Raw genomic sequence first — 24,139 nt, forward strand, 5'->3', positions numbered from 1 at the left:
GCCGGACGATCCGGCCGCGCGCGCCGCGTTCCAGGGCCCTCGCGGAGCCGCAGCGAAGCAGCCGTGAAGCAACGGTGGAGCAGCCGCGAGGTCGCCGCGAAGGTGACGTCTCCCTCCGCGAGCCCGGACCGGCCGCGAGACGAGGGCCGCCATGCCGAGCGCGGCGGCGACAACCATGGCGCCTCCGGCGGAATCTGGCACTCCATCAGGAACCGATCACCCCTTGATGTGACGTGCCCATGTCGCCACTCTGTTACCTGGCGCACCCCCCACGGAAACCCGGCGCCGCCACGATGACCGGGCCGCCGCCCGGCACCCACGGGACCGCGACACCCACGGTCCCCCCGTCCCAAGGGAGTTCACCATGTCCACCGGCACCGTCTACGCGCGTCGACTCGCCATTCTGGCCACCTCCGCCGCCCTCACCGTCACCGGTCTCCTCGCCACCGCCCCGGCCGCCCAGGCCGCGATGCCCACCCCGGTCAGCGCCACCACGGCCCGCAGCTATCTGGCGGCGCTCACGGTCAAGGCGGAGGGTTCCACCACCGGTTACAGCAGGGACCTCTTCCCGCACTGGATCACCCAGTCCGGCGCCTGCAACACCCGCGAGACCGTCCTCAAGCGCGACGGCGTGAACGTCGTCACCGACTCCAGCTGTGCGTCGGTCAGCGGCAGCTGGTACTCGGAGTACGACGGCGCCACCTGGACCCTCGCCTCCGACCTGGACATCGACCACGTCGTCGCCCTGGCCGAGGCGTGGCGCTCCGGCGCCAACTCCTGGACCACCGCGCAGCGTCAGGCGTTCGCGAACGACCTGACCCGGCCGCAGCTCATAGCCGTGACCGACAACGTCAACCAGGCCAAGGGCGACCTCGACCCCGCCGAGTGGCTGCCCTCGCGCACCGCCTACCGCTGCACGTACGCCCGGGCCTGGGTGCACGTGAAGTACCACTGGAACCTCAGCGTCGACTCCGCCGAGAAGAGCGCCCTCCAGTCCGTCCTCAACGGCTGCTGAAACGTTACGTCCTGAATGCCCGTCAGGGCGCCTGACAGCGGACGGTCACCGGGGCGGGCGCCCCGCCCCGGACTCCCCGGTGACCGAATGTTGAACTTGCAAGTATTGGTGAGGGGTGCCTAACCTTCGGCTCATCGGTTCCCGTCCCCCACGCCCCGCCCTCCCCCGCGGGGTCAGACCGAAGGAGTCCCCCATGGGCCATCGCCCCACGCCCGCACTGACGAACCGCCTCGACCTGGCCCGGCCGTACGCCCTCGGCCTCTTCCGCATCGTCACGGGCCTGCTCTTCGCCTGCCACGGCGCCGCCTCGCTCTTCGGCGTGCTCGGCGGCGCGATGGGCGGCGGCACCGTCCCCGCCGGTACCTGGCCGGGCTGGTACGCGGCCGTGATCCAGCTGGTCGCGGGCGTCCTGGTCCTCGCGGGGGTCGGCACCCGCAGCGCCGCGTTCCTGGCCTCGGGCTCGATGGCGTACGCCTACTTCAAGGTCCACCAGCCGGAGGCCCTCTTCCCGCTCCAGAACGGCGGCGAGACCGCGGCCCTGTTCTGCTGGGCGTTCGCGCTGCTGATCTTCACCGGGCCGGGCGCGCTGGCCCTCGACGGCCTCTTCGGGGCACGCGGCCGCTCGGCCGCCACGCCCCGGGAGGACGGCGAGAAGCAGGCCTCGCCGGTCGCCGCCTGAACCGCCCGAACCACTTGAGCCGCGCCACCCGATAGCGGACGCGGCCGGAGCGCACCAGTACGATTTCCGGTCACGTCCGCACCGGGCCCGCTCGTGCCCGGCCGCGCCCGCTCCCGCCCCCCGCGGGCAGCACAAGGCCGCCGCGAGCAGCGAGCACCCGGGGGCCAGCTCGCCCCCCGGGCCCCGCTCGCACCCACGGGCAGCGAGCACCCGAGCCCCGCTCGCACCCCGCGGGCGGCAGGCCCGGGGCCCGCCACGGCCCCGCTCCAGCGTTACTCGGCCCCCGCCCCAGCGCGGGTCCAGCGGCGCCGCGTAGGCTCTGGCGCGTGAATCTGCTCGACAGCCTGGGCTCGCTGCGGTCGCTGACCGCGGGCCCATGGATCTACCCGGTGGTGGCGACGTCGATCCTGCTCGACGTCTTCCTGCCCGTACTGCCGAGCGGATTCCTCGTGATCACCGCCGCCACGGCCGCGGCGACGGCCACCGCCGCCTCCCCCGACGTCCCCTCCCTCCTCCCGCTGCTGCTCTGCGCGGCCACGGCCTCCGTCCTGGGCGACTTCCTGGCGTACCGCCTGGCCCGCCGGGGCGGCGCCCGGCTGGACCGGGCCATCGCGCGCTCGCGCCGCCTCACCGTCGCGCAGGAACGTCTCGGCACCGCCCTCGCCCGGGGCGGCGGCCTGCTCGTCGTCCTCGCGCGCTTCGCCCCCGCCGGCCGCTCCGTCGTCTCCCTGGCCGCGGGCGCGGCCAGGCGCCGCATCAAGGACTTCCTGCCCTGGTCGGCCCTCGCGGGCGTGACCTGGGCCTCGTACAGCGTGGGGCTCGGCTGGCTGGGCGGCCAGTGGCTGGGCGCGACGTGGTTCGCCGCGGGCGTGTCGACCCTGGCGCTGTTCCTCGCGGGCGGGCTCGCGGCCTACGTCATACGGCGTCCGGCTGCGGCTCCGGCCGCCGCGTCCTGACGGCGGGGTGCGCGCCGCGCACCTCCAGGCCGTCGAGCAGCCGCGCGGTGGCCGCCGCTATCTCCTCGACGGCGCGGTCGAACACCTCCCGGTTGTGCGCGGCGGGCGCGCGGAACCCGGAGACCTTCCGGACGTACTGGAGGGCAGCCGCGTGGATGTCGTCCTGGGTGGCCTCCTCGGGCAGCGCGGGCGGGCGGAGCGTCTTGATGCTTCGGCACATGCCTCCAGTGTGGCGCGCGCCACTGACAACCGCGTTCCGCGGCGGGAGGGCGGCGGCGGCTGGGGGCGGGGACGGACCGGTGCGGTACGGGGCCCCGTAGTCGTACCGTCGCCGTTCCGGCGGCGGGCACTCACCCCCGTACGGAGGCCCCCACCCACGCGGGGGCTCCGGATCAGCTCCCGAGGCCGCGTCTGCTCCGCGCGTTGATCTCGGCGGCGCGGGCGCGCAGCTCGCGCAGGGGTGTGGCGGGCTGGACGTCGGCCGGCTCGGCCTCCCATTGGGCGCCGCCGTGGACGGCCCGGATCAGAAAGCGTCCGGAGACGCTCTCCACATAGAAACCGACCCGCCCGGTGGCGGTGTCACGGACGAGGTCACCGGCCTCGGGCAGTGGCTGCACGCGTCCCCTCCGTCCCGATCCTGATCCTTGGGGACCACAAGGGAAACGCCGGGAGGCCGCCCTGTCAACGTATCTCTAGAGATGTCCCCCGATGGATGGATCGAGCCCGCGGGACGGCGCACACCTGTGCCCTCGGGCCCGCGACCGCGCCGTAGGGTGTCCCGCAGACGAAGGGAGTGGTCCGCCCGTGACTGACCAGGACAGTGCTCGTCGGCCCAAGTACCAGCGCATCGCTGACGAGTTGAGAAGCGCGATCCGGTCGGGCGCCTTCGCGCCGGGTGATCGCCTCCCCGGCGAGAACGACCTCATGAGCCGGTACGAGGTGGCCCGGATGACCGCCCGGCAGGCGCTCTCCGTCCTCCGCGCCGAAGGCCTCGCCGAGGCCCGCAAGGGCGCCGGGGTCTTCGTCCGCACCTTCCGCCCCCTGCGGCGCCGCGGCATCGAGCGCCTCTCCGGGGCGGGCTGGGGCAGCGGCCGCTCGGTCTGGGCGGCGGAGGTGGAGGAGCGGGCCCTGGTGGTCGACCGGATCGAGGTGGCGGAGGAGCCCGCCGGCCCCCGGGTCGCCCACGTGCTGAACCTGGCCCCGGACTCCCCCGTCTGCGTCCGCAGCCGCCGCTTCGTCCTCGACGACAAGCCGGTGCTGCTCTCCGTCTCGTACCTCTCGGCGGAGCTGGTCCGCGGCACGCGGATCACCGAGACCGACACCGGCCCCGGCGGCACCTACGCCCGGCTCGCGGAGCTGGGCCACCGCCCGGTGCGTTTCCGCGAGGAGATCCGCTGCCGGATGCCGACGGCCGACGAATCGGACCGGCTGGCCCTGGAGTTCGGCACGCCGGTGGTGCTGATCGGCCGCACGGCGTTCACCGGCCCGGGCGTGGCCGTGGAGCTCAACGAGATGACGCTGGACTCGTCGGCGTACGTCCTGGAGTACGACTTCGACGCGTAGCCGGCGTGACGGTGAACGTCACGCCGGGGTCGGCGTGGCGGACCTCCCCCGGGAACGCGGCGGCGGCCCGGGCGACGGCCTCGGCCGGGTCCGTACCGGGCCCGACGTGCGTGACGACGAGCCGGCCCGCACCCGCCTCCGCCGCGCTCCGCCCGGCCTGGGCGGCCGAATGGTGGCCCGGCACCTCCCCGTCGGCCTCGCAGAGGAGGAGGTCACAGTCCCGGGCGAGTTCGACGAGCGCGGGGCAGGGCTCGCAGTCGCCGGAGTACGCGAGGGAGCGCCCCGCCTCGTCCTCGACGCGCAGCGCGAAGGCCGGCATGCCGTGCTCGACCGCCCGCGCGCGCAGGGTGAGCCCGCCGACCCGGGCGACGTGCCCGTCGTACAGCTCCTCGACGGCGAAGGCCCGCTCGACGGGGCTGCGTTCCGGCCCGTTGGTGAGGAACGCAGCCAGCCGGTCGGCGGTGCCGGGCGGCGCCAGGAGACGTACGGGAAGGTCGACCGCGAGCCCGGCGTACAGCAGGCCGTAGTAGGCGGTGAGCAGATCGGCGCTGTGGTCGGCGTGCAGGTGCGAGATCCAGACGGCGTCGATCCCGCCGAGCGGCGCGTACCGCTGGAGCTCGGCGAGCGTGCCGCTGCCCGCGTCCACCCACACCCGTACGCCGCCGCCCTCGACGAGATAGCCGGAGCAGGCGTTCCCGGGCCGGGGGAAGGGGGTGGCGGAGCCGAGCACGGTGATCCGCAGCGCGTCGCTGACCATGCGGACGAGTCTAGGCGGGGCCGCGTCCCGATGTCCGGAAGTCGTGCAGAACTGGTGAAGGGCGTGCGTATTCTGTGTGCTCGCCGGGCCCCATCGGCGGGCGCTCCGGCAGAAACTGAGGGACATTCATGCATCGCGTACGCACACTCGCGGCCCTTACCGCGGCCGCTGCCTCCGGCATCCTGCTCCTGCCCGCGCAGGCGCAGGCCGCCGGCTCCGTCCACCTGTACAAGATCTACTACGACAGCCCCGGCTCGGACACCGGCGCCCAGAGCAGCCTCAACGCCGAGTGGGTGCAGATACGCAACACGACGGGCGCGGCGGTCAACCTGCGGGGCTGGACGCTGAGGGACGCGGCGAACCACACGTACACCTTCGGCTCCTACACGCTCGGTGCGGGCAAGATCGTCACCATCCGCACGGGTCGCGGCACGAACACCGCCGCGAACCTGTACCAGAACCGCGGCTGGTACGTGTGGAACAACGACAGGGACACGGCGACGCTGCGCAGGGCCACCGGCGCGTGGGTCGACTCCTGCGCGTACAACTCGACGCGGTACGACTACAAGTGGTGCTGACGCGCGCCTAGCGGCGGGCCGTTGCTCAGGGCGCGCGATCGTCCGGGTCTCGGCACAGCTCCCTACCGTCTCCGGAGGGTCAGGCGCCCTCGGGGGCGGTGCGGGGGGCCGGGATGGCGGCGCCGTGCTGCTGCACGGCGGCGGTGACCTGCCCGCCCAGCGTCATCACGTTCAGCGTGGCCGAGTTCTCCCCCGCGATCGCCTTCTCCACCCGGGCCACCAGCAGCGAGAACGCCTCCCGCTTCGACAGCCCGTGGTAGGGGCCGACCCTGGTCTCGAAGTAGATCCGCTCGTGCCCGAGGAGCTGCTCCGTCGACCGGTAGTTCTTCCACTGCTCGCGGTACCGGTACACGCTCTCCAGCGACACCGCCGCGACCACCACCACGCTCAGCACCGTGGCCGTGACCCGCGCGAACGGCAGGTCCACGTTCACGAACACCGGCACGAGCGCCCCGCCGACGACCGAGACGGTCCGCATCCGCAGATGCATCGCCTTCATCCGGGTCGCCTTGGTGTCGTACCACTCCTGGTACTGCCCGAGCCTGCTCTCGATGTACCGCTGCGGCGTCATCCCACCGCTCTCCACACCCATGTCGGGCGCGTCCCCCACCTCAACCATGCCGGGAGTACACCCCCGCCCTCGCATCCACGTCAAACCCCTCGGGGCGGGCGCGGGCATGCTCATGGCATGCCGGGCGGCATCATCCGCATCGCGGAACGTCACGCCCAGGCTCTTTTTCACTTTGGACCAGGAGAAGTTCGGCGCCCTTCCAGTCGTCGACCTGACAGCCGAGTACGGCAGCGCGTGCCGCCAGTCGTCCGACGTGTTCCTGTACGCACGCTGATCACCCGGTGAGGAGTGGACCGGAAGACTCGGCACTGCTTCGAGAGCTACTCCGACCGGAACGGCTGACCGCACCTACAGGTCTGAGGCGAACCGTTGCGGCCTGATAGCGACCCCGGCAGGCCGTGACCGGGCCTGCGAAACCCCAGCCCGCCAGAACGCACAACGGTTGGGCTGCGAAAGCCCGCGAGACGCCCGGAACATCGGCCAGGACGCTACGGTGCTGGATCGTCCCGACCTTAGCCCTTGGAGGTTCGTTGCCCACGCGTGTCCAGCCTGCCCGTCCTGGCGATCCCGGCCGCGTTGGCCCCTACCGGATCCTCGGCCGTCTGGGTTCCGGCGGAATGGGAACTGTGCATGCTGCTCTGGACTCCGCGGGGCGTCGAGTCGCGCTCAAGCTCATTCATCCGGCGCAGGCCAGCGACGGCGAGTTTCGTGCACGGTTCAAGCGGGAAGTCACGCTGTCCCGGCGGGTCTCCGGTCCTTGTCTGGTGGCGTTGCTCGACGCCGACACCGACGCCGACCACCCCTGGTTGGCCACCGAGTACGTGCCCGGCCCCACGCTTGCTCAGCGCGTCACTGCGGACGGTCCACTCGCCGGGGCCCAGTTGTACGCCTTGGCGGCGGGCACCGCGGCGGCACTGGCGGCCATCCACAAGGCAGGGGTGGTTCACCGCGACATCAAACCGGCCAACGTCATCCTGGCACCATCCGGCCCTCGGGTGCTCGATTTCGGTATCGCACACGCTCTTGACGGCACCTCTGTAACCCGCACGGGTGTGATGACAGGCACCGCCGGCTGGATCAGCCCCGATTACTACCGAACCGGCACGGCTGGAGCCGCTGGCGATGTGTTCGCCTGGGGAGCTCTGATCGCGTACGCCGCGACGGGACGCCTGCCGTTCGGCACCGGAGCCCCGGACGTAGTGGCATTCCGCGTGATGTCCGGCGAACCCGATATCGCAGGCGTGCCCGAGGACTTGCTCGCGGAGGTGACGTCGTCATTGGCCAAAGAACCTGGCGACCGCCCCGCCCCCGCCGTGCTGGCGGAGAAATGCACCGCTCTGCTCGCCGCCCAGGCCACCAGCCTTCTGTCCCCGAACGCTGACACGGCCAACGTCATCGGGGACTTCGTGGCCGCCCACTGGGACATGCCTACGCAGGACGACCCTGCATGGACGCTTGCCCAACGACGTCCCCTCCGACGCCACGCCGGGCTCCTTGCGACCGTTGGCGTGATGGCATTCGCCGTGGCGCTGGGAGTTACCTACACAATCCGGGAGCAACATGCGGTCACTCCAGCCCCTCCCACGGCAATGCACCGCAGCGACCAATCGGCCCCGGCTTCGACGCCGTCGTCAACCACCACTCTGCCGAGTGTCGCAACGTCGGCCACATGCCTGCCCGTTACCTACAAGTTTCCGGACGGGGAGCGAAGCTGTGAACCCAAGCAAGCCATCTGCGAGAACGGTGCGCCGTGGTACGTCTCCGATATCAACACTCTGTGTGGCGAACACCCTTCCACCCGGGTTGTCCACCTCGTTTCCCAGCCTGAAACCGGCGGCGATCCCGGCACCGTCTTCTGTATTGCCTGGACTGGCGAAGAAACGGGGGCCGACCGCAGCGGCGCGCTTCTCTTGAACGCCCCTGGCTATCAGTGCGGCGCCACTCTCGTGGGCGCCGTCGACGGGCAAGCTGTGCATCTGGACGGCGAGTCGGTCGTTTTCTATGACTCCCCACAAGAGTGCACACCCTCCTACCCCGGGACACGTCTGACTTACCCGGCGATCCTCGACTACAGCCGTCTCGAATCCCAGGTACCCCCGGCATACGTCTGTCTGGTGGAACACGCGGGCGCCTGACGACCAGCGCATCGCCCCCTCAAGAGCGGATGACCGCGTGACCCAGCACACTGCGGGGCGGTTCCCCCAGGCCCAGGTCCTCCCTCCATGGGCCACCCCGGAAGACGGCGTTGTCCAGCCCTTCGACGGTCTCCCGGGCGGGTCGAATACATCTTTCACCCGCTCCCCCTCGTGGATTCCCAGCCTGCATCCCCCTCTGCGCGCTGCGGGGGCTCTTACGAGCTGACGGCCCGGGCAGCGACCCTCCAGTGACCGCGGTTTACCGCTCGATCTGGCACGCAATTGGCACGCACACCAGATCGCAATCCGCTTGCTCACGACGTCATCAGGCTCCCCGTAGCGCAGCACGACGTGAGCCGGCCGAAACGGAAGCGCACGCCAGCCCGGCTCCATCACCCGGTGCAAAGCGTCCGCATCAGCCCCATAGGCAAAATGAAAAGGTCTCCCTTACCGGACTCGACTGCGACTGGCTTTGCTGATGTCAGAGACTCGACTGAGTGGGCGGTCTCCCGGCCTCAGCGTGGGGGGCGCCTCTTCGGGGGGACCGGGCCCGGGATCACATCCTTGCCAAGGTGTTCCTTGATCAAGTACTTCAGTTCCGGCCCTTCGATGAGCTGGAGCCGCCCATGTTGGCGGGCAAAGTCGTGGCTGGCCCTGCCGAACCACGACGTGGTGATCAGGACCCCCTTGGCGGCACGCTTGTGCTCGACCACTCCGGCCAGCGCCTGGACGGACTCCACACCCACGAGCTTGCTGTAGCGCTTCGCCTGAATGATGCACTCACCGTTGAAGACGGGATCCTTGCTGACAGCCACCGCGTCAACGCCCTCGTCTTTGGACGCCTGGGTGTTCCAGGCCTCCATGCCGATCGCCTCGAACAGTTGGCGAATCAGGTGCTCGAACTCGGTGGGCGTCAGCTTCAGCAGCACGGGCCTGCTGTCCAGGCCTGCGACTACGTCCATGCTGTCCATAAGCCGGTACTTCGACAGGTCAAACTCGATGATGGGGCGGATTGGTTCCAGATCATAGGGGTTGGGAGACACCAAAGCATTGAGTCCCCTGAGACACTGCGCTGGATCAACCTGACTGAGACGCAGCTTCGCGAATTGCTCCCTGCTGACGCTAAGCGTCACCAGGCAGGGTGAGACCTCCTGACCGGTGGCACGGTCGATAGTTCTCACATGGCCGTTCAGGATCACGCCATTGACAATCCGATCCGGATCGCTCGTGAAGACCTCGTGGACAGTCCTCAGAGCGACTTGGGCCAGGACGGAGGCGTAGATCTCCTTGCGCTCTTTCTCCGGACGAGGCAGCACGGTCGTCTCATCCCGGTTCTTCACGTAACGGTAGCCCCGCGCGGTAGGGACGATCGCCTCAGGCGGTAAGTGAATCTCAACGAGTACGTCACCCGTGGCAGGTCGAAAGGCGATCCGATGCTCGTGGGGGAAGCCCAATGGATACTCCGACGCATGCAGAACATCCCCTAGATGAGCCTCGACCGCTGCCGGCTCCCCAGCCCTGTACGCCTCGCGCTCTGCGTCCAACTTCGCATTGAAAGTCGCCACTTGGCCAAGGGCTTGCGCTTCGGCCTGTCGATGCTCGGCGCGCTTCCGCTCCAGCGTCGACAGGCGCATCTGCTCGGCCCGCCTGTGGCGCTCTTGTGCCTCGCCGAACCGCGCTCGCGCCTCTGCAACCGCAGCTTCGTAACGCTTCCTGCCAAGACCCAAGACAGCAGCCAGACCACCAGGCTCCGGGGGCGCGAACTCCTCCCAGCGCGGCGAAGGCTCCGGACGAGACCAAGGACGCTCGTCAAACTTCTTCGGCGTGTGAGTCCTCCGCCGACGCTCAAAGGTTGTAGGCGGGTCGCCCACGACCGCGTCACGGAGCAGCTTCCCTAGCTGCTCGACCTCATGCTCAACCGCGATCGTGCTCACCTGCGCCTGCTCGGCCTGGTGCTGCTGATACGCGGCCTTCCGCTCGCGCTCTTGCCGCTTGCTGGCCGTCTCAGCGGCCTTGCGGTCCCGCTCCACTTGTCGTGCCTGTTGCTCCTGGGCACGTCGTAACGCTTGCTGCTGCCGCTGATAGTCGTTGCCTCGGCCGCTGCCCCGTTGCGCCACCTGCTATCCCTCCCTGGCCTTACTCCGCCACACGGCTACATTCCCCTCCCACGTCACAGAATCACGCAGGTCAGGGACGTCACCTTAGACCGGCGCGAGCAATCACGGCGTGCTCCGAAGGCGTCCCGAGCAAGCCGAAGAGTTCGCCCCGCATGACAGCACCCTGCCACCACGCACTGACAGTCGACCTCTGCCGGGCATCCGAATCTGGGCCACCCGTCCCGCTCGCTTCGTAAGCTCGCGCGGACCACAGTTCGCAGGGGACCGCCCCAGCCCACGGGTGTCGCGAAGAGCCGCTCAGGGCTGCCGTCATTCACCGTCGTTCATGTCAGATAGTGGCACGACGCCTCTCGACCGCTCTCGCGGCCGAGCAAAGAACAAGGCCCAGGCTCCCGGTTCAGTACCGGTGACCTGGGCCTTTGTCTATCTACCTACTGGTGGGCGCGGACGGTTTCGAACCGCCGACATCTGCTTTGTAAGAGCAGCGCTCTACCCCTGAGCTACGCACCCGTGGAAGGAGCAACAGCCTACATGGCCCACGGGTGGGTGCCGCAAACCGATTGGTGGTGGTGGGGGGGACAGCCCTACCCCGGGGACGGTGGGTCGCCGGATCGTGGGGTGGGGTGGGGGCCTCGTAGGTTCGGGGGATCGTACGCGTTCGGTCTGGGGGGTTTCGTCATGGGTGGTCGTCGGCGTCTTCGTGGGGTGCTCGCGCTCGTGGGTGCGGGTGTCGCGATGGTCGGGGTCGTGGGGTGCGGGAGTGCCGATGTGGAGGGGGCGCCCGTGGAGCGGCGGGCGTTCGCGTTTTCCGGGGAGGTCCTCACCGTCGACTCGGACGACTCGGAGCTGGTGATCACGCCCGACGACATCGACGACGTACGGGTCGAGCGGCAGGTCGACGGGTGGGTGTTCCTGGGGGACGGGCCCCGGGCCAGTTGGGGGCTGGTGGACGGGCGGCTCACGTTGCGGGTGGACTGCGACGCCGTCGCGGCGAACTGCGGGGCCGTGCACCGCGTGCGGGTGCCCCGCGGGGTCGCCGTGTCCGTCGAGGACGACAACGGCGACGTGACCGTGGAGGGGTTCGACACCCCGCTCAAGGTGCGGTCCGACAACGGTGACGTACGGGTGCGGGAGGTGTCCGGCGCGCTCGACATCGGCAGCGAGAACGGGGACGTGACCGTCGAGGCCTCCGCCACCTCGCCCGAGGTCGTCACCCGCTCGGACAACGGCGACGTGCGGATCGCGCTGGGCGCCGTGCCCCGGCGCGTCGACATGGTCAGCGAGAACGGCGACCTGACCGTCTCCCTGCCCTCCTCCGCCGCGTACGACGTGACCGGCACCACCGAGAACGGCGACCGCCGCGTCGACGTGCCCGAGCGGCGCGGCAGCGGGCACACCGTGCGCGTGCGCAGCGACAACGGCGATGTCACGGTCCGTACGGCGAACTGATCGGCCCGTGTGTTCGTCCTTACCGGGTGGGAGAATGAACGGAACCGATCCGGACCGGGGCACGGCGGACACAGCACGGGAGAGGGACGTTGGCGGCGAGCGACGAGACAGCCCCCGGGGACAGTGCGACGCCCCGTCCCCTCACCGCGTTCCGGCTCGCCCTCGCGCTGCCGCTGCTCGCGGGTGCGCTCCTTCCGCAGGCCTTCGCCGGGGGCGGGACCCGGCGCTGGTTCGGGGGGCGCGGGGAGGGGCAGCGCGCCGAGGCGCAGGCCGCCAAGGACGCCGCGGCGGCCGCCTTCTACGAGCTCGACACCGCCCAGCGCGGGCTGCGGATCTCCATCGAGACGATCACGGCCGTGGACGATTCGCCGGAAGCCCGGCGGGCCGTCGAGGGGTTCGAGGCGCTCGGGCGGCGCATCGACGAGGTCAGCCACGTCTACATCTCCGCCGTCGACGCCCATGACCTCGACCACGACGAACTGGACGCCGCCACCGCCACACGGGCCAGGGACGAGCTGACCCGCGCCAAGGACGCACTCGACACGGTCCGCGGCGAGCTCGACCGCTTCGAGGCGGGCCTCGCGCCGCTGCTCGACCGGGCCGAGACCCAGCTCGCCCGGCTCGCCCCCGCCGCGGAGCGGGCCCGGCAGGCGCTGCGCGCGGCGAGCGACGCCCTCGACGCCGTACGGGGGAAGGGGCTGCGCGCCGACGATCTGGCCGCCCGGCTCGCGGCCCTCGGGCCCGAGCTGACCCGGCTCAACGAAGGTGCGGGCCGGCACGGCGTCCCCGAGACGCTCCAGCGCGCCGACCGGGTGCTGCGGGACGCGGAGGCGGTACGGGCCGAGGCGGAGCGGCTGCCGCAGCGGGCCGCCGAGATCGACAAGCGCCTCGTCTCGCTCCGTACCCGTGCCGAGGCGCTGACGACCCGCGCCGGGGCCGTGGAGCCGGTCCTGTCCGAGCTGCGGCGGCGGTTCACGGCCGCCTGCTGGCAGGACCTCCAGCACGTGCCGGAGCAGGCCGCCGCGACCGTACGGCAGGCGGAGGAGCGGCTCGCGGAGGCGGGCCGGGCCCGTGAGGAGCAGCGCTGGCCCGACGCGATCTCGTTCCTGTCGACCGTCCGCGCCCTGCTCGACTCGACCGACGAGGCCGTGTCGGCCGCCGGGGAGCGGCTGCGGCGGCTCGACGCCGTGGCGAAGGACCCGAAGGCGGAGATCGAGCGCACCCGGTTCACGGTGCGCGACGCCCAGCGCCTGGCCATGGAGGGCCGCAACACGCCCGATCCGCGCCATGCGCGGCCCCTCGACGAGGCCGTCGCCCGTCTCGACCGTGCGGTGGCCGGCCTGGAGGGGCGGCACCCCGACTACTGGCACTTCCTGACGGAGCTGGCGGCCGTTCGGGCCGACGCGGCCCGCGTCGTCGGCCGCATCCGGGAGGAGCGGGGCGCCGGAGCGGCTCACTGAGTCTCCGTCGCCCAGGGCCCGGGCCCTGGGCGAGCGTGTGCGCGGGCGCGGCTGAGTTCGGCCAGGTTCGCTCCGGGTGTCCACATCCCGACCCCGGGGCCTCCCCCGGTCGCGTCGGCGCCGTTAGCCTGGGCGGCATGCCTCGATACGAATACCGCTGCCGCGCCTGCGACGACACCTTCGAACTCGATCGGCCCATGGCCGAGTCCTCCGACCCCGCCGTCTGCCCCGCCGGGCACGGCGACACCGTGAAGCTGCTGTCGGCCGTGGCCGTCGGCGGGTCCGCGGGCGCCGCCCCCGCGCCGAGCGGAGGCGGAGGCGGCGGTGGCGGCGGCTGCTGCGGTGGCGGCTGCTGCGGCTGACCCCGCCTCACCGCGCCCGGCTGCGCCTGGGCGATCAGCGGGCGGCGGCGACGCGGAAGCGGCGGAGGATCTCCTCGCCGGCCGCGACGCCCCGCTCCGTGAGGACGTCGAGGTGCGGGGCGGTCCACTCCGAGTCGGCGAGTTCGCCGTGGCCCGGGCGCCAGGCCAGGTCCGCCGCGAGGAGCAGGTCGGCGTCGAGCAGGGAGTCGCCGGCGGCCAGCGTGAGCGTGGCGCCGGTGCGGCGGGCGACCTCGCGGACCGCGGCGCTCTTGGTGAGCGGCTTCGGCACGGCGTAGACCTTGCGGCCCTGGAGGGAGACGGTCCAGCCGCGGTCGCCCGCCCAGCTGCCGAAGCGGTCGAGCCAGTCCTGGGGGAGCCGCTCGCGCTCGACGACGAGGTACGCGAAGAGGTCCTCGGCGACCCGGTGCTTGCGCACCCACGACAGGTCGGTCGTCGCCGTGAGGTAGGCGCGGATCTCGGAGAGCGGCGCGCATTCGTCGGCGAGCCTGCGGAGGACGGAGGCGTGCCAGTCGGGGTCGGTGACTCCGTCGACGAGGATGTGTCCGCCGTTGGCGCAGATCGCGTACGCCGGCGCGCTGCCCGGGAGCTGGATGCGCTGGTACTGCTTGCGCGTCCGTGTCGTCGTCGGCACGAAGACGGTCTCGGCGGTGAGCCGCGCGAGGAGGTCGGCCGCGTCCTCGGTCATGTAGGAGAGCGGCTTGGACTCGTGGACCTCGACGCAGAGCAGCCGGGGCGCCAGGGCGTCGGGCATGCCGAGGGCGAGGGCCGCGGTCGAGTAGATGAGCGTGCGGTCGAGGTCGCTGGCGACCAGGGTCGTACTCACCGGGACACCACCGCCGTGCCGTCGGCGCCCGTCGCGCCCCGGGTGTATTGGGGGTGGATCAGGCCGACGCAGCTGTACGGGAGGTCGTCGACCTCCTCGACCGGTACGCCGCGCTGCTCGGCCAGCAGGCGTACGTGCGCGAGGTCGGTGCCCGCGCCGCGCTTGGCGAGGATCTTCCAGGGGACGCGGCGCAGCAGGACGCGGGTGGTCTCGCCGACGCCGGGCTTGACCAGGTTGACGTCGTGGATGCCGTACTCCTCGCTGATGCGCTCGACGGCGGCCCAGCCCTCCCAGGTGGGGGTGCGGTCGGCGGCGAGGAGTTCCTTGACGTCGGTGTCGACGGTGTCGGCGACCTCGTCGAAGCGGGCGGCGACGGCGTCGAGGAAGGCGCCGGAGACGTCGGCGCCGGCCAGCTCGCGGTAGAACTTGGCGCCGTGGAAGTCGTCCGGGCCGACGAGGTCGGCGCGCAGGACGGTCCTCGATATCAGGCCGGAGACCGTGGAGTTGAGGCAGGCGGAGGGGATCAGGAAGTCCTCGCGGGTGCCGTACGTGCGGACGCAGGAGCCGGGGTCGGCGAGGACCGCGATCTCCGGGTCGAAGCCGTCGAACTCCTTGAGGGCCTCGGCGAGTTCGCGGGTGATGGCGCCCTTGCCGGTCCAGCCGTCGACGAACACGACGTCGGCGGGGTCGTGGTGGGCGGCGAGCCAGCGCAGCGCGTTGGCGTCGATGCCGCGGCCGCGCACGATGGAGACGGCGTAGTGGGGCAGGTCGAGGCCGTGGCGGGCCTGGGCCCAGCGGCGCATGAGGACGCCCACGGGGGTGCCGGCGCGGGCGAGCGAGACGAGGACGGGGCGGCCGGGGCGCTCGGCGAGGACGGTCTCGGTGACCGTGCCGACGGCGCGGGCGATCCGGGCGGCGGAGGTCTCCAGGGCGCTGTGGAAGAGCTCCTGGTAGCGGGCGCTCGGCTGGTACTCGACGGGGAGCGATTCGGCGTAGTGGGCGCCGCCGCTCTGGATGGCTTCCTCGCGTTCCTCGGTGGGCGCCTCCAGTTCGACGTCCGAGAGGTCCTGGAGCAGCCAGCCGACCTCCTCGGGTGCGTACGAGGAGAAGGCGGGGCCGCGGAGGGGCTCGGGCAGCATGGAGCTCCTTTCGGGAGCTTCGGAGACCGGGGACGTGTGCGTGGACGTGTACGGGGTCGCGTACGGGGAGGCGTACGGGGACGGCGACGGGGCCGCAGCCGCGGAGGGGGCCCGGGTCGGCGTGCCGGGCACGTACGAGGGGACGACGGCGAGGACCACGTGCGGGACGTGCGCGGCGAGGCGGGCGAGCAGGCCGTCCGGGGCGTGCAGCTCCGGGGTGTCGGCGACGGAGTCGACGACGGCGACGACCGCGTCGAAGCCGGCGCCCGCGACGTTGTAGGCGTAGCGCTCGCCGGGACCGTCGGCGGGGGCGTCGTGGGCGGGGAAGACGAGCCGGGTGCGGATGGCGTAGCCGGGGTCGTCGACGGCGAGGACGGGCGAGCGGGTGGTGGTGGAGTACGAGACGTCGTGCCCGGCGCGCTCCAGTCCGAGGGCGAGCCGCAGCGGCGCGTACATCAGCTCCTCGAAGCCGAGGACGAGGACCCGCCGGGCGTCGCCGAGGGCCGCGGCGAGGCGCTCGGTCATGGCCGGCAGGGCCTCGTTCAGGGCGGCGGCGTGGGGTGCGGTGAAACCGTGGCGGCCGCCGTCAGGGACGGCCGCCGGCCAGCCGAGCTCGACCCGTACGGCGCGGCCGTGCCCGGCGCCGGGGTCGTGGGGCTCGCCGGATGCCTGGGGCTCCTGCCGTGCGGGGGTGCCGAGGTCCGCCGTCTCGTGGGCGGCGACGAGCGCCTGGCCCTTCTCCAGGACCCCGTCGGGCAGCCGTACGGTGCCGGCCGCGCCCGCCACCAGGTCGATGCGGGCGCCGATCTCCCGGGCGAAGGCCTCGAAGCGGCCCAGGTCGGCGGCGGAGCGCATGTCGACGAGGGCCACGACCACGTACCGCTCGCGCGGATGGCGGGCGTGCAGGTCACGGATGGTGTTGAGGACGGTGTTGCCGGTGGAGAACTCGTCGTCGACGAGGACCAGCGGGCCGTCCCCGGCGAGCAGCTTCGGGTCCTCGGGGAGCAGCAGGTGCGAGGTGGCGTGCGAGTGGGACTCCTCGAAGCCGCCCGCGCTCGGCACGCCGTCGACCGGGCGCCGGGTGGAGTGCAGGTAGGGCGCGAAGCCCATGCCGTCGGCGACCGAGTGGCCGAGGCCGGTGGCCGTCTCCGCGTAGCCGAGGACGACGCCGCGGGCGGTCTCGGCCGGGCCGAGGAGGTCCCGGACGCGCAGGCCGAGGGCGAAGCCCGAGCCGTACACGACGGAGGGCCGCTGCGGCACGTGCTTGCCGAGCACGCTGGAGACCAGCAGGTGCGCGCGCTTGGGGTTGCGACGCAGTGCGAGGCCCAACAGGGCCGGTAGCTCCTCGCCGCCGATCAGTTCGACGCCCAGTCGCTCCGCGACCCACGTTCCGGTCCACACCACGTCGTCGACGTCCCTTCGTCAGCCGGCCAGGCCGGCGGTGAGCAGTTCCACGAAGCCGACGTCCTCCGCGGCGACGCCGAAGACCTCGGCGCGCAGGAGCGTGCGCTCGGCCCAGGCGCGGTGCGGCTTCACTTCGTTCATCTTGTTCGTGTACACGGAGCGGAGCACTCCGCCACCACCCTGTTCCGGCCGCAGAATGTCCTGCGCGTCGCTCCACTCCTCGTGGCTGACGACGGAGAGCGCGTGGACGGGCAGCACGTGGGTGGGGTGGATGCAGGTCTTGCCGAGCAGTCCGTTGGCGCGGTCGAGTTCGATCTCGCGCAGTAGTCCGTCCAGGTCGTGCTCGATGAGGGCGGTGCGCAGGTCCTCGGCGCGGCCCTCCAGGAAGGGGCTGCGGCGCAGCTGTGGCTTGAACATGCGCTCGCCGGGGCGGAAGTACTCCCAGACGGGGCCGGTGATGGTGAATCCGGAGCCGTCGGCGCGGCCGAGGACGTTGACGACGTCGGCGATGACGTGGGCGACGACCTTGACGTCGTACGCGGTCATGTCGGGCGAGCGGCGCAGGCCGTAGGCGGAGCAGAAGTCGGTGACGCCGAGGCGCAGGGCGAGGACGCGGTCGCGGTGCTTCTCGGTGATGGCGGCGATGCCGGCGAGGGTCTCGGCCCGGGTCTCCAGGTGGAGGAGCTCGGGGGACTCCAGGACGGGCATGGCGAAGAGGCGGCGGCCGCTGGTGCGCTCGGCCCGGGTGAGCGCGTCGAGGAAGGCGTGGCCGCGTGCCTCGGTGAACTTGGGCAGTACGAATCCGGACAGCAGGCGAACCGTTTCGCCGAGCCGGTCGACGAGGTCGGTGATCTGGCGCGGCTCGCGGACCCGGATGAAGAGGAGGGGCAGGTCCGCGGCCGGGTCGGCGTCCGCGGCGGTGTCGGCGGCCGCCGCGGAGTCCTGGTCGGCGCGGGGGCCCGGGGCGGTGCCGGCGTCCGTCCGGCGGCCGGCCGCGAGGTCGGCGAACTGGTGGACGAGGTTCGTCTCGCCCGCCTCCACGTCGGCGTCGCTGATGGAGTCCTCGAGGCACAGCACCATGGAGGCCACTCCGCGGGCGGCCTGCTTGCGCACGTCGTCGGCGAGCCGGGGCCGGGTGGCCGGGCTGTAGAGCGTGGCGCCGAGGGCCACGGCGAGCGTGCGCGCGGGCGAGTCCGCCGTGAAGACAGCGGGCTCGCGGTGGAACAGCCCTGCCCGCACAGCGGACGGGATGTGTCCGAAATGACGCATGTAACTCCCCCGACTGACCCTCTGGGCCCTGACGACACGTGGCCGGTAATAGTACGTAGGTACGGGTGTCCGTAGTTCCCTCACCGCATGAAATTCAGGTAACTCGTCAGCATCCGTCGCCTCTCTCCGGTATCGGTGGTGCCCCCGCGTTGTCCGCGGGTCGACCGGGAGGGCAGGATTGCGGTCATGACGCACGCGATGCTGAAGGGCTCCAACGTCCCTCTCGACACCGCGGCCGTACGGGCCGTGCTCCGCTGGACCCCGGGCCCCGGGGTCCCCGACGTGGACGCCTCGGCCCTGTTGCTCGGCCCCGACGGCCGCGTGCGGTCCGACGAGGACTTCGTCTTCTACAACCAGCCGCGCCACCCCTCCGGGCTCGTGCGGCGGCTGCCGAAGAAGCGGGACGCCGACGGGCTGACGGACACGGTCGAGGCCGACCTCGGCTCCCTCGAGCCGTCCGTCGACCGGGTGGTGGTGGCCGCCTCCTCCGACGGCGGCACCTTCCGCTCCGTGACGGACCTGCGGATCCTGGTCTACGACGCGGGCGCCGGGGCCGGTCGCGAGCCGCTGGCGCTGTTCGACGTGACCGCGGAGACCGGCGAGGAGACGGCCGTCATCTGCGGCGAGCTGTACCGGCGCGGGGAGGGCTGGAAGTTCCGCGCGGTGGGCCAGGGCTACCCGACCGGCCTCGTGGGCCTCGCCACCGACTTCGGGATCTCCGTCGACGAGGACGCGGAGGAGAGCGGCGCGGCAGGCACGGCGGGCGACTCCGGCGCCGGCGGGGCCACCGCGGCCTCCGGCGGCGGCACGGGCGGCGGTGCGGCCGATCCGGACGCGACCGTCGTGCACGCTCCCGTACCGCCTCGGCCGGCCCAGCCCCCCGTACCGCCGCAGCCGACCGCTCCGCCCGCCTACGGCTACCCCCAGCAGCCGACGAACGCCCCCGGGCCCGCCTACGGCTATCCGCAGCCGGTGGCCGCGGCGCAGGAGCCGCGGGCGGCCGAGTTCCGCATGCCGCCCATGGGCCCGCAGTTCATCCGCCCGTAGGCGCGGCTCCGACGACGGAGCAACCGACGGGGCCTCCCGTAACGGCACCGCTCAGGCCTTGGTCTTGTAGCCGCGCCCCCACTGGAGGCCCCAGCCGTAGAGCCGGTCCAGCTCGGCCTGGAAGCCGTAGACGAACCGGACCTCGCGGCGGACCGTCAGCTCGCCCTTGACGCTCTCCACGGAGAAGATCGCGCAGGAGCGGGCCTGCGGCGCGCGCTCGTCGAGCTGGATCTCGATCCGGGGCCCGCTGCTCGGATGGAGCGTGACCGTGGCGTGCGTACGGTCGAAGGCGGGCGTCTGGTCGTAGATGTACGCGAAGAACAGCAGGCGCTTGATCTCGTCCTTGTGGTCGAGGTTGACGAAGATCGTCTCCCCCGACGAGCCGCCGAACCGGTCGTCGCCGCTCAGCTTCACGTACGGCGCCGCGTTCAGGTCGCCGAAGAAGCCGCCGAGCGGCTGGACCACGCCCTTGCTGCCGTCCTTGAGCTCGTAGAGGCAGCCCAGGTCCAGGTCGACGTTGACCACGCCCTGGGTGTGGGCCTGGACGACCTCGGGCTTGAACAGCTGGGAGGGGTTGCGCAGGAGCCGGCCGCTCTGGCGGGAGCGGCCCTCGATGTCGGAGGTCCGCATCCGCCAGGAGAGGTTGACCCGGAGGTTGCCGGCGGCCGCGCCCTGCTGGGTGAGCGAGACCGTCGGGCGCCGACGCGTCAGGTCGATCGTGTTCGCCGCGGCGCCGCCGAAGTCGTAGCGCGCCGTCTGCCCAGGAAACAGCCTGTCCCAGAAGGCCATGGCCTCCACCCCCCACACTCTTCACCACACCGGTCACGCGTGCACCGCGCACATGCCTGCGGGGCGGCCGGGTGCTCCGGCCGCCCCGCAGTGAAGCGTTCCTCATTGTCCGGGGTGTCACACCCCGGCGGTCACCTCGGTCTTGTCGCCCGAGGAGCCCGCTCCGCCCCCGGCCGCCGCGAGGGCCTTGTTGCGGCGGACCGAGGACCAGAAGGACCAGGCGATCAGCGCGACACCGATGAGGCCGGTGACGACCTCGGGGATCTGGTACCGGATGCTGACCATGAGGATCACGGCCAGCGCGCCGATGGCGTAGTGGGCGCCGTGCTCCAGGTAGACGTAGTCGTCGAGGGTGCCCTGGCGGACCAGGTAGACCGTCAGCGAACGGACGTACATGGCGCCGACGCCGAGGCCGAGCGCCATCAGGACGATGTCGTTGGTGATGGCGAAGGCGCCGATGACGCCGTCGAAGGAGAACGACGCGTCGAGGACCTCGAGGTAGAGGAACATGAAGAACGCGGCCTTGCCGGCCAGCTGGATCGCGGAGACCTGCTTGCCGCTGCGCCTGGCCTCTTCCTCGGCCTCGTGCTCGCGCTCCTCTTCCTCCTCCAGCTTGTTCTCGAAGTAGCCGGAGAGGCCTCCGACGACGAGGTACGTGATGAGACCGAAGACGCCGGAGAGCAGGACGGTCGAGGCCTTGTCGACGTGCGTGCCGCCGTGCTGGTGGGCCTGGGTCGCGAAGGTCATGGCGCTGATGGCCAGGACGATCAGGGCGATGCAGACGGAGAGCATGTCGATCTTGCCGAGCTTGGCGAGGGGGCGCTCCAGCCAGCCCAGCCACTTGATGTCGCGGTCCTCGAAGATGAAGTCGAGGAAGATCATCAGCAGGAACATGCCACCGAAGGCGGCGATCGACGGGTGGGCGTCGGTCACGAGCTGCTCGTAGCGCTCGGCGTCGTTCAGCGCGAGGTCGACGGCCTCGATGGGGCCGATCTTGGCGCTGATGGCGACGATGACGACGGGGAAGACCAGCCGCATGCCGAAGACGGCAATCAGGATGCCGATCGTGAGGAAGATCTTCTGCCAGAAGGCATTCATCTTCTTCAGGATTCCGGCGTTGACCACCGCGTTGTCGAAGGACAGCGAGATCTCGAGGATGCACAGGATCGCGACGATCCCGAACGCTTCCCACCCCCCGTAGAGCACCGCTGCGACCAGGCCGAGCGCAGTGATCGCGAACGACCAGCCGAAGGTTTTCAGAACCACTGTCTACCCCATCGTTTTAAGTACGCGTCTTTACGAAACGTTGACCCCGAAGTCTAGAGCGATGCCCCGGAGGCCGGACGCGTACCCCTGACCAACCGCCCGGAACTTCCATTCGCCGTTGTAGCGGTAGAGCTCACCGAAGATCATCGCGGTCTCGGTGGAGGCGTCCTCGGAGAGGTCGTAGCGGGCGAGCTCCTGGCCGTCGGCCTGGTTCACGACGCGGATGAAGGCGTTGCTGACCTGGCCGAAGGTCTGGCCCCGGTTGTCGGCCTCGTGGATCGAGACCGGGAAGATGATCTTGTCGCAGTGGGCCGGCACCTTGCCGAGGTCGACGATCAGCGACTCGTCGTCGCCGTCACCTTCGCCGGTGAGGTTGTCGCCGGTGTGCTCGACGGAGCCCTCGGGGCTGCGGAGCTGGTTGTAGAAGACGAAGTACTCGTCCCCGAGCACCCGGCCCGCCTGGCACAGCAGGGCGCTCGCGTCGAGGTCGAAGGGGGCTCCGGTGGTGGAGCGCGCGTCCCAGCCGAGTCCCACGAGGACCTGGGTGAGGTTGGGTGCGGCCTTGGAGAGGGAGACGTTGCCTCCCTTGGCGAGCGTGACGCCCATGGTGATCGGTTCCTCCCCGGTGTGTCCTGCCGTGCTGCGGTCCTGCGGGTCCTGCGGTCGTGCGGGTCCTACGGCCGTGCGGGTCCTGCGGCGGTGTCGTGGTGCGGTGCGCCGGTGCCGCGTCGGCGCCGTGGAGTGGTCGTTCCCCCTGTGGCCACCGAGGCACGTCCGGCGCCGCACGGGACGTGCGGCGCCGGACGGTGCGAACGGCTCGGGTCAGACGTTGACGCCGAAGTCCTGCGCGATGCCGCGCAGGCCCGAGGCGTAGCCCTGACCGACGGCGCGGAACTTCCACTCCGCACCGTGGCGGTACAGCTCGCCGAAGACCATGGCGGTCTCGGTCGAGGCGTCCTCGGAGAGGTCGTACCGGGCGATCTCGGCGCCGCCGGCCTGGTTCACGACGCGGATGAACGCGTTGCGGACCTGGCCGAAGGACTGCTGGCGGTTCTCGGCGTCGTAGATGGACACCGGGAAGACGATCTTGGCCACGTCGGCGGGCACGCCGGCGAGGTTGACCTTGACCTGCTCGTCGTCGCCCTCGCCCTCGCCGGTGAGGTTGTCACCGGTGTGCTCGACGGAGCCGTCGGCGCTCTTGAGGTTGTTGAAGAAGACGAAGTCCTGGTCGTTGCGGACCTTGCCCTCCTCGCTCACCAGGATGGCGCTGGCGTCGAGGTCGAAGTCCGTACCGGTGGTGGTGCGGACGTCCCAGCCCAGACCGACGGTCACGGCGGTGAGGCCAGGGGCCTCCTTGGTCAGCGAGACGTTGCCGCCCTTGCTGAGGCTGACTCCCACGAGTCCCTCCATAGGTTTCCAGGGGCAGCGCCCCCAGTCGTGCGTTGGCATCGGATCAACGACTGGATCCTAGTGACGGGTTCCCCGTCGAAACAGGCGATTCGCCCGGAGATTCGCCCGGAGATTCGACGGTGTCGCTCTTCGGGCGGTGGGGCGGCCGGCTCAGAGGGTGTCGAGGGCCTTGACGTACTCGCCGAGGTCCCGGGCGTCCGGGAGGGCGTTGACGACGGTCCAGCGGACCACGCCCTCCTTGTCGATGATGAAGGTGCCGCGCACCGCGCAGCCCTTCTCCTCGTCGAAGACGCCGTACGCGCGCGAGGCCTCGCCGTGCTTCCAGAAGTCGGAGAGCAGCGGGTAGTCCAGGCCCTCCTGCTCGGCGAAGACGCGCAGGGTGTGAATGGAGTCGTTGGAGACGGCGAGGAGCTGCACGTCGTCGTTGACGAACTTCGGCAGGTTGTCGCGCAGCTCGCACAGCTCGCCGGTGCAGACACCGGTGAAGGCGAACGGGTAGAAGAGCAGCACCACGTTCTTCTCTCCGTGGAAGTCGGAGAGCCGCACCGAGCGGCCGTGGTTGTCCTTGAGCTCGAAGTCCGGGGCCTTGGAGCCGACCTCGATCGCCATCGCGCACGCTTCCCTTCGACGGGGCCCACCCGTTGGGCCGAATCGGTGACCCCACCCTACGGCCTGCGCACGAAAGCCCCCGCCGGTGGCCCGGCGGGGGCTTCTCGCAGCTGGGGGGATCAGCGCTTGGGGGTGGCCAGGCGGGTGCCCGTCCAGTCCTTGGCGACGCTGATGCTCTTGGTCTGGGAGAGACCAGCTGTCTGCGCGGCATCGTTGATGTCGGACGGCTCGATGTAGCCGTCACGGCCGGTCTTCGGAGTCAGCAGCCAGATCATGCCGCCGTCCTCCAGGAGACCGATGCTGTCCACCAGGGCGTCGGTGAGATCACCGTCCTCGTCACGGAACCAGAGGACGACCACGTCGGCGACGTCGTCGTAGTCCTCGTCCACAAGGTCCTGGCCGATGATGGACTCGATGCCTTCACGGAGATCCTGGTCGACGTCGTCGTCGTAGCCGATCTCCTGGACCACCTGTCCGGGCTCGAACCCCAGCCTTGCAGCCGGGTTGGTCCGCTCCTCCGCGTGGTCCGCGGTCGCGCTCACGGCTTGCCTCCTGATCATGTATCGGAAAATGCTCGGGCCACGCGTGTGCGCGCGGCGCTGGCCGTAGTCCACACGTGCCGGGCCTGATCGCGCAAGTACCCGGCCGTCGAGACCGCCGAAACGGTGACGTTTGGGGCCGTCTCGCCGCAACTTCCGGCTCGCTTGTACCCCGCCTCGT

Annotated in this window: 24 protein-coding genes and 1 tRNA gene; 10 read left to right on the forward strand and 15 right to left on the reverse strand. The window is 71.2% G+C overall.

The features are described from left to right. Positions 1 to 364: 364 nt before the first annotated feature. The 3 genes from ACWDVG_RS00005 to ACWDVG_RS00015 all read left to right on the forward strand — a co-directional run bounded on the left by ACWDVG_RS00005 (position 365) and on the right by ACWDVG_RS00015 (position 2,650). Entirely contained in the window at positions 365 to 1,015 is a 651-nt protein-coding gene (locus ACWDVG_RS00005; RefSeq protein WP_451694561.1) for an HNH endonuclease family protein, read from the forward strand. Positions 1,016 to 1,232: 217 nt separating this feature from the next. Beyond that, positions 1,233 to 1,694: a DoxX family protein gene (locus tag ACWDVG_RS00010; protein WP_451695083.1), complete on the forward strand. Its 462-nt coding sequence runs from the start codon at positions 1,233 to 1,235 to the stop codon at positions 1,692 to 1,694. 332 nt (positions 1,695 to 2,026) lie between these two features. Further along, the gene (locus ACWDVG_RS00015) at positions 2,027 to 2,650 is read left to right on the forward strand and encodes a DedA family protein (RefSeq protein ID WP_451695085.1); all 624 of its coding nucleotides are present in this window, start codon (positions 2,027 to 2,029) and stop codon (positions 2,648 to 2,650) included. Here the strand turns inward: ACWDVG_RS00015 and ACWDVG_RS00020 are convergent. Together ACWDVG_RS00020 and ACWDVG_RS00025 are read right to left on the reverse strand one after the other, a co-directional pair. Beyond that, on the reverse strand, positions 2,610 to 2,870 hold the full coding sequence (locus ACWDVG_RS00020) for a DUF2277 domain-containing protein (RefSeq protein WP_451694563.1): 261 nt from the start codon (positions 2,868 to 2,870) through the stop codon (positions 2,610 to 2,612). The two genes, ACWDVG_RS00015 and ACWDVG_RS00020, sit on opposite strands and share 41 nt — an antisense overlap. Before the next feature lie 172 nt (positions 2,871 to 3,042). Then, positions 3,043 to 3,267 carry a hypothetical protein gene (locus ACWDVG_RS00025; RefSeq protein WP_451694564.1) on the reverse strand — a complete coding sequence of 75 codons (225 nt, stop codon included), beginning with the start codon at positions 3,265 to 3,267 and terminating at the stop codon, positions 3,043 to 3,045. 187 nt (positions 3,268 to 3,454) lie between these two features. Here ACWDVG_RS00025 and ACWDVG_RS00030 point away from each other — a divergent pair, with 187 nt between their 5' ends. Further along, the gene (locus tag ACWDVG_RS00030) at positions 3,455 to 4,213 is read left to right on the forward strand and encodes a GntR family transcriptional regulator (protein WP_451694566.1); all 759 of its coding nucleotides are present in this window, start codon (positions 3,455 to 3,457) and stop codon (positions 4,211 to 4,213) included. Here the strand turns inward: ACWDVG_RS00030 and ACWDVG_RS00035 are convergent. Continuing rightward, positions 4,155 to 4,970, reverse strand: a complete 816-nt coding sequence (locus ACWDVG_RS00035; RefSeq protein WP_451694568.1) for an MBL fold metallo-hydrolase — start codon at positions 4,968 to 4,970, stop codon at positions 4,155 to 4,157. The genes ACWDVG_RS00030 and ACWDVG_RS00035 overlap by 59 nt on opposite strands. A gap of 128 nt (positions 4,971 to 5,098) precedes the next feature. On the opposite strand from ACWDVG_RS00035, the gene ACWDVG_RS00040 reads away from it, so the two are divergent. Further along, positions 5,099 to 5,548, forward strand: coding sequence for a lamin tail domain-containing protein (locus ACWDVG_RS00040; RefSeq protein ID WP_451694569.1), 450 nt, complete (start codon positions 5,099 to 5,101; stop codon positions 5,546 to 5,548). Between the two features lie 79 nt (positions 5,549 to 5,627). Here the strand turns inward: ACWDVG_RS00040 and ACWDVG_RS00045 are convergent, their stop codons facing one another. Then, positions 5,628 to 6,167: a DUF4231 domain-containing protein gene (locus ACWDVG_RS00045; protein WP_451694571.1), complete on the reverse strand. Its 540-nt coding sequence runs from the start codon at positions 6,165 to 6,167 to the stop codon at positions 5,628 to 5,630. 569 nt (positions 6,168 to 6,736) lie between these two features. Here ACWDVG_RS00045 and ACWDVG_RS00050 point away from each other — a divergent pair. After that, entirely contained in the window at positions 6,737 to 8,254 is a 1,518-nt protein-coding gene (locus tag ACWDVG_RS00050) for a protein kinase domain-containing protein (protein WP_451694572.1), read from the forward strand. Positions 8,255 to 8,769: 515 nt separating this feature from the next. On the opposite strand, the gene ACWDVG_RS00055 is transcribed toward ACWDVG_RS00050, so the two are convergent. After that, positions 8,770 to 10,284: a restriction endonuclease gene (locus tag ACWDVG_RS00055; RefSeq protein WP_451694574.1), complete on the reverse strand. Its 1,515-nt coding sequence runs from the start codon at positions 10,282 to 10,284 to the stop codon at positions 8,770 to 8,772. 522 nt (positions 10,285 to 10,806) lie between these two features. Next, positions 10,807 to 10,881: transfer RNA gene (locus ACWDVG_RS00060), tRNA-Val, on the reverse strand. Between the two features lie 258 nt (positions 10,882 to 11,139). On the opposite strand from ACWDVG_RS00060, the gene ACWDVG_RS00065 reads away from it, so the two are divergent. From ACWDVG_RS00065 to ACWDVG_RS00075, 3 genes are all read left to right on the forward strand, one after another. Then, positions 11,140 to 11,820 (forward strand): DUF4097 family beta strand repeat-containing protein, encoded by a 681-nt coding sequence (locus ACWDVG_RS00065; protein ID WP_451694576.1) that lies wholly within the window; start codon positions 11,140 to 11,142, stop codon positions 11,818 to 11,820. An 89-nt stretch (positions 11,821 to 11,909) separates the two neighbouring features. Next, a complete protein-coding gene (locus ACWDVG_RS00070) occupies positions 11,910 to 13,280 on the forward strand; it encodes a hypothetical protein (RefSeq protein WP_451694578.1) in 1,371 nt (456 codons plus the stop codon). 137 nt (positions 13,281 to 13,417) lie between these two features. After that, positions 13,418 to 13,642: an FmdB family zinc ribbon protein gene (locus ACWDVG_RS00075; protein WP_451694580.1), complete on the forward strand. Its 225-nt coding sequence runs from the start codon at positions 13,418 to 13,420 to the stop codon at positions 13,640 to 13,642. Between the two features lie 34 nt (positions 13,643 to 13,676). On the opposite strand, the gene ACWDVG_RS00080 is transcribed toward ACWDVG_RS00075, so the two are convergent. From ACWDVG_RS00080 to ACWDVG_RS00090, 3 genes are read right to left on the reverse strand one after another with little or no spacing between them, the layout of a single operon-like run. Then, a complete protein-coding gene (locus ACWDVG_RS00080; RefSeq protein ID WP_451694581.1) occupies positions 13,677 to 14,486 on the reverse strand; it encodes an HAD family hydrolase in 810 nt (269 codons plus the stop codon). Beyond that, positions 14,483 to 17,029 (reverse strand): phosphoribosyltransferase, encoded by a 2,547-nt coding sequence (locus ACWDVG_RS00085; RefSeq protein ID WP_451694583.1) that lies wholly within the window; start codon positions 17,027 to 17,029, stop codon positions 14,483 to 14,485. The genes ACWDVG_RS00080 and ACWDVG_RS00085 overlap by 4 nt, the downstream gene beginning before the upstream one ends. Positions 17,030 to 17,047: 18 nt before the next feature. Beyond that, positions 17,048 to 18,298: an HpcH/HpaI aldolase/citrate lyase family protein gene (locus tag ACWDVG_RS00090; RefSeq protein ID WP_451694585.1), complete on the reverse strand. Its 1,251-nt coding sequence runs from the start codon at positions 18,296 to 18,298 to the stop codon at positions 17,048 to 17,050. Between the two features lie 186 nt (positions 18,299 to 18,484). Between ACWDVG_RS00090 and ACWDVG_RS00095 the strand changes: the two genes are divergently transcribed. Next, complete coding sequence (locus ACWDVG_RS00095) at positions 18,485 to 19,345, forward strand: TerD family protein (protein ID WP_451694587.1); 861 nt, start codon at positions 18,485 to 18,487, stop codon at positions 19,343 to 19,345. Positions 19,346 to 19,396: 51 nt separating this feature from the next. Here the strand turns inward: ACWDVG_RS00095 and ACWDVG_RS00100 are convergent, their stop codons facing one another. From ACWDVG_RS00100 to ACWDVG_RS00125, 6 genes are all read right to left on the reverse strand, one after another. Then, positions 19,397 to 20,134: a TerD family protein gene (locus ACWDVG_RS00100; RefSeq protein ID WP_451694589.1), complete on the reverse strand. Its 738-nt coding sequence runs from the start codon at positions 20,132 to 20,134 to the stop codon at positions 19,397 to 19,399. Positions 20,135 to 20,251: 117 nt separating this feature from the next. Next, positions 20,252 to 21,400 (reverse strand): DUF475 domain-containing protein, encoded by a 1,149-nt coding sequence (locus ACWDVG_RS00105; RefSeq protein ID WP_451694590.1) that lies wholly within the window; start codon positions 21,398 to 21,400, stop codon positions 20,252 to 20,254. Positions 21,401 to 21,430: 30 nt separating this feature from the next. Next, on the reverse strand, positions 21,431 to 22,006 hold the full coding sequence (locus ACWDVG_RS00110; protein WP_451694592.1) for a TerD family protein: 576 nt from the start codon (positions 22,004 to 22,006) through the stop codon (positions 21,431 to 21,433). A gap of 216 nt (positions 22,007 to 22,222) precedes the next feature. Further along, positions 22,223 to 22,798 (reverse strand): TerD family protein, encoded by a 576-nt coding sequence (locus ACWDVG_RS00115; protein ID WP_030210761.1) that lies wholly within the window; start codon positions 22,796 to 22,798, stop codon positions 22,223 to 22,225. A gap of 162 nt (positions 22,799 to 22,960) precedes the next feature. Continuing rightward, positions 22,961 to 23,419, reverse strand: coding sequence for a peroxiredoxin (locus ACWDVG_RS00120; protein WP_451694594.1), 459 nt, complete (start codon positions 23,417 to 23,419; stop codon positions 22,961 to 22,963). A gap of 119 nt (positions 23,420 to 23,538) precedes the next feature. Next, positions 23,539 to 23,961, reverse strand: a complete 423-nt coding sequence (locus ACWDVG_RS00125) for a DUF3052 domain-containing protein (protein WP_451694596.1) — start codon at positions 23,959 to 23,961, stop codon at positions 23,539 to 23,541. Positions 23,962 to 24,139: the final 178 nt, after the last annotated feature.

The organism is Streptomyces sp. NPDC003327 (assembly GCF_053589515.1).

Coding starts and splice junctions, on each gene's coding strand:
- ACWDVG_RS00075 (WP_451694580.1), top strand. CDS start 13,418: ATGCCTCGATACGAATACCGCTGCCGCGCCTGCGACGACACCTTCGAA.
- ACWDVG_RS00020 (WP_451694563.1), bottom strand. CDS start 2,870: ATGTGCCGAAGCATCAAGACGCTCCGCCCGCCCGCGCTGCCCGAGGAG.
- ACWDVG_RS00045 (WP_451694571.1), bottom strand. CDS start 6,167: ATGGTTGAGGTGGGGGACGCGCCCGACATGGGTGTGGAGAGCGGTGGG.
- ACWDVG_RS00100 (WP_451694589.1), bottom strand. CDS start 20,134: ATGGCCTTCTGGGACAGGCTGTTTCCTGGGCAGACGGCGCGCTACGAC.
- ACWDVG_RS00050 (WP_451694572.1), top strand. CDS start 6,737: ATGGGAACTGTGCATGCTGCTCTGGACTCCGCGGGGCGTCGAGTCGCG.
- ACWDVG_RS00095 (WP_451694587.1), top strand. CDS start 18,485: ATGACGCACGCGATGCTGAAGGGCTCCAACGTCCCTCTCGACACCGCG.
- ACWDVG_RS00110 (WP_451694592.1), bottom strand. CDS start 22,006: ATGGGCGTCACGCTCGCCAAGGGAGGCAACGTCTCCCTCTCCAAGGCC.
- ACWDVG_RS00120 (WP_451694594.1), bottom strand. CDS start 23,419: ATGGCGATCGAGGTCGGCTCCAAGGCCCCGGACTTCGAGCTCAAGGAC.
- ACWDVG_RS00090 (WP_451694585.1), bottom strand. CDS start 18,298: ATGCGTCATTTCGGACACATCCCGTCCGCTGTGCGGGCAGGGCTGTTC.
- ACWDVG_RS00040 (WP_451694569.1), top strand. CDS start 5,099: ATGCATCGCGTACGCACACTCGCGGCCCTTACCGCGGCCGCTGCCTCC.
- ACWDVG_RS00005 (WP_451694561.1), top strand. CDS start 365: ATGTCCACCGGCACCGTCTACGCGCGTCGACTCGCCATTCTGGCCACC.
- ACWDVG_RS00035 (WP_451694568.1), bottom strand. CDS start 4,970: ATGGTCAGCGACGCGCTGCGGATCACCGTGCTCGGCTCCGCCACCCCC.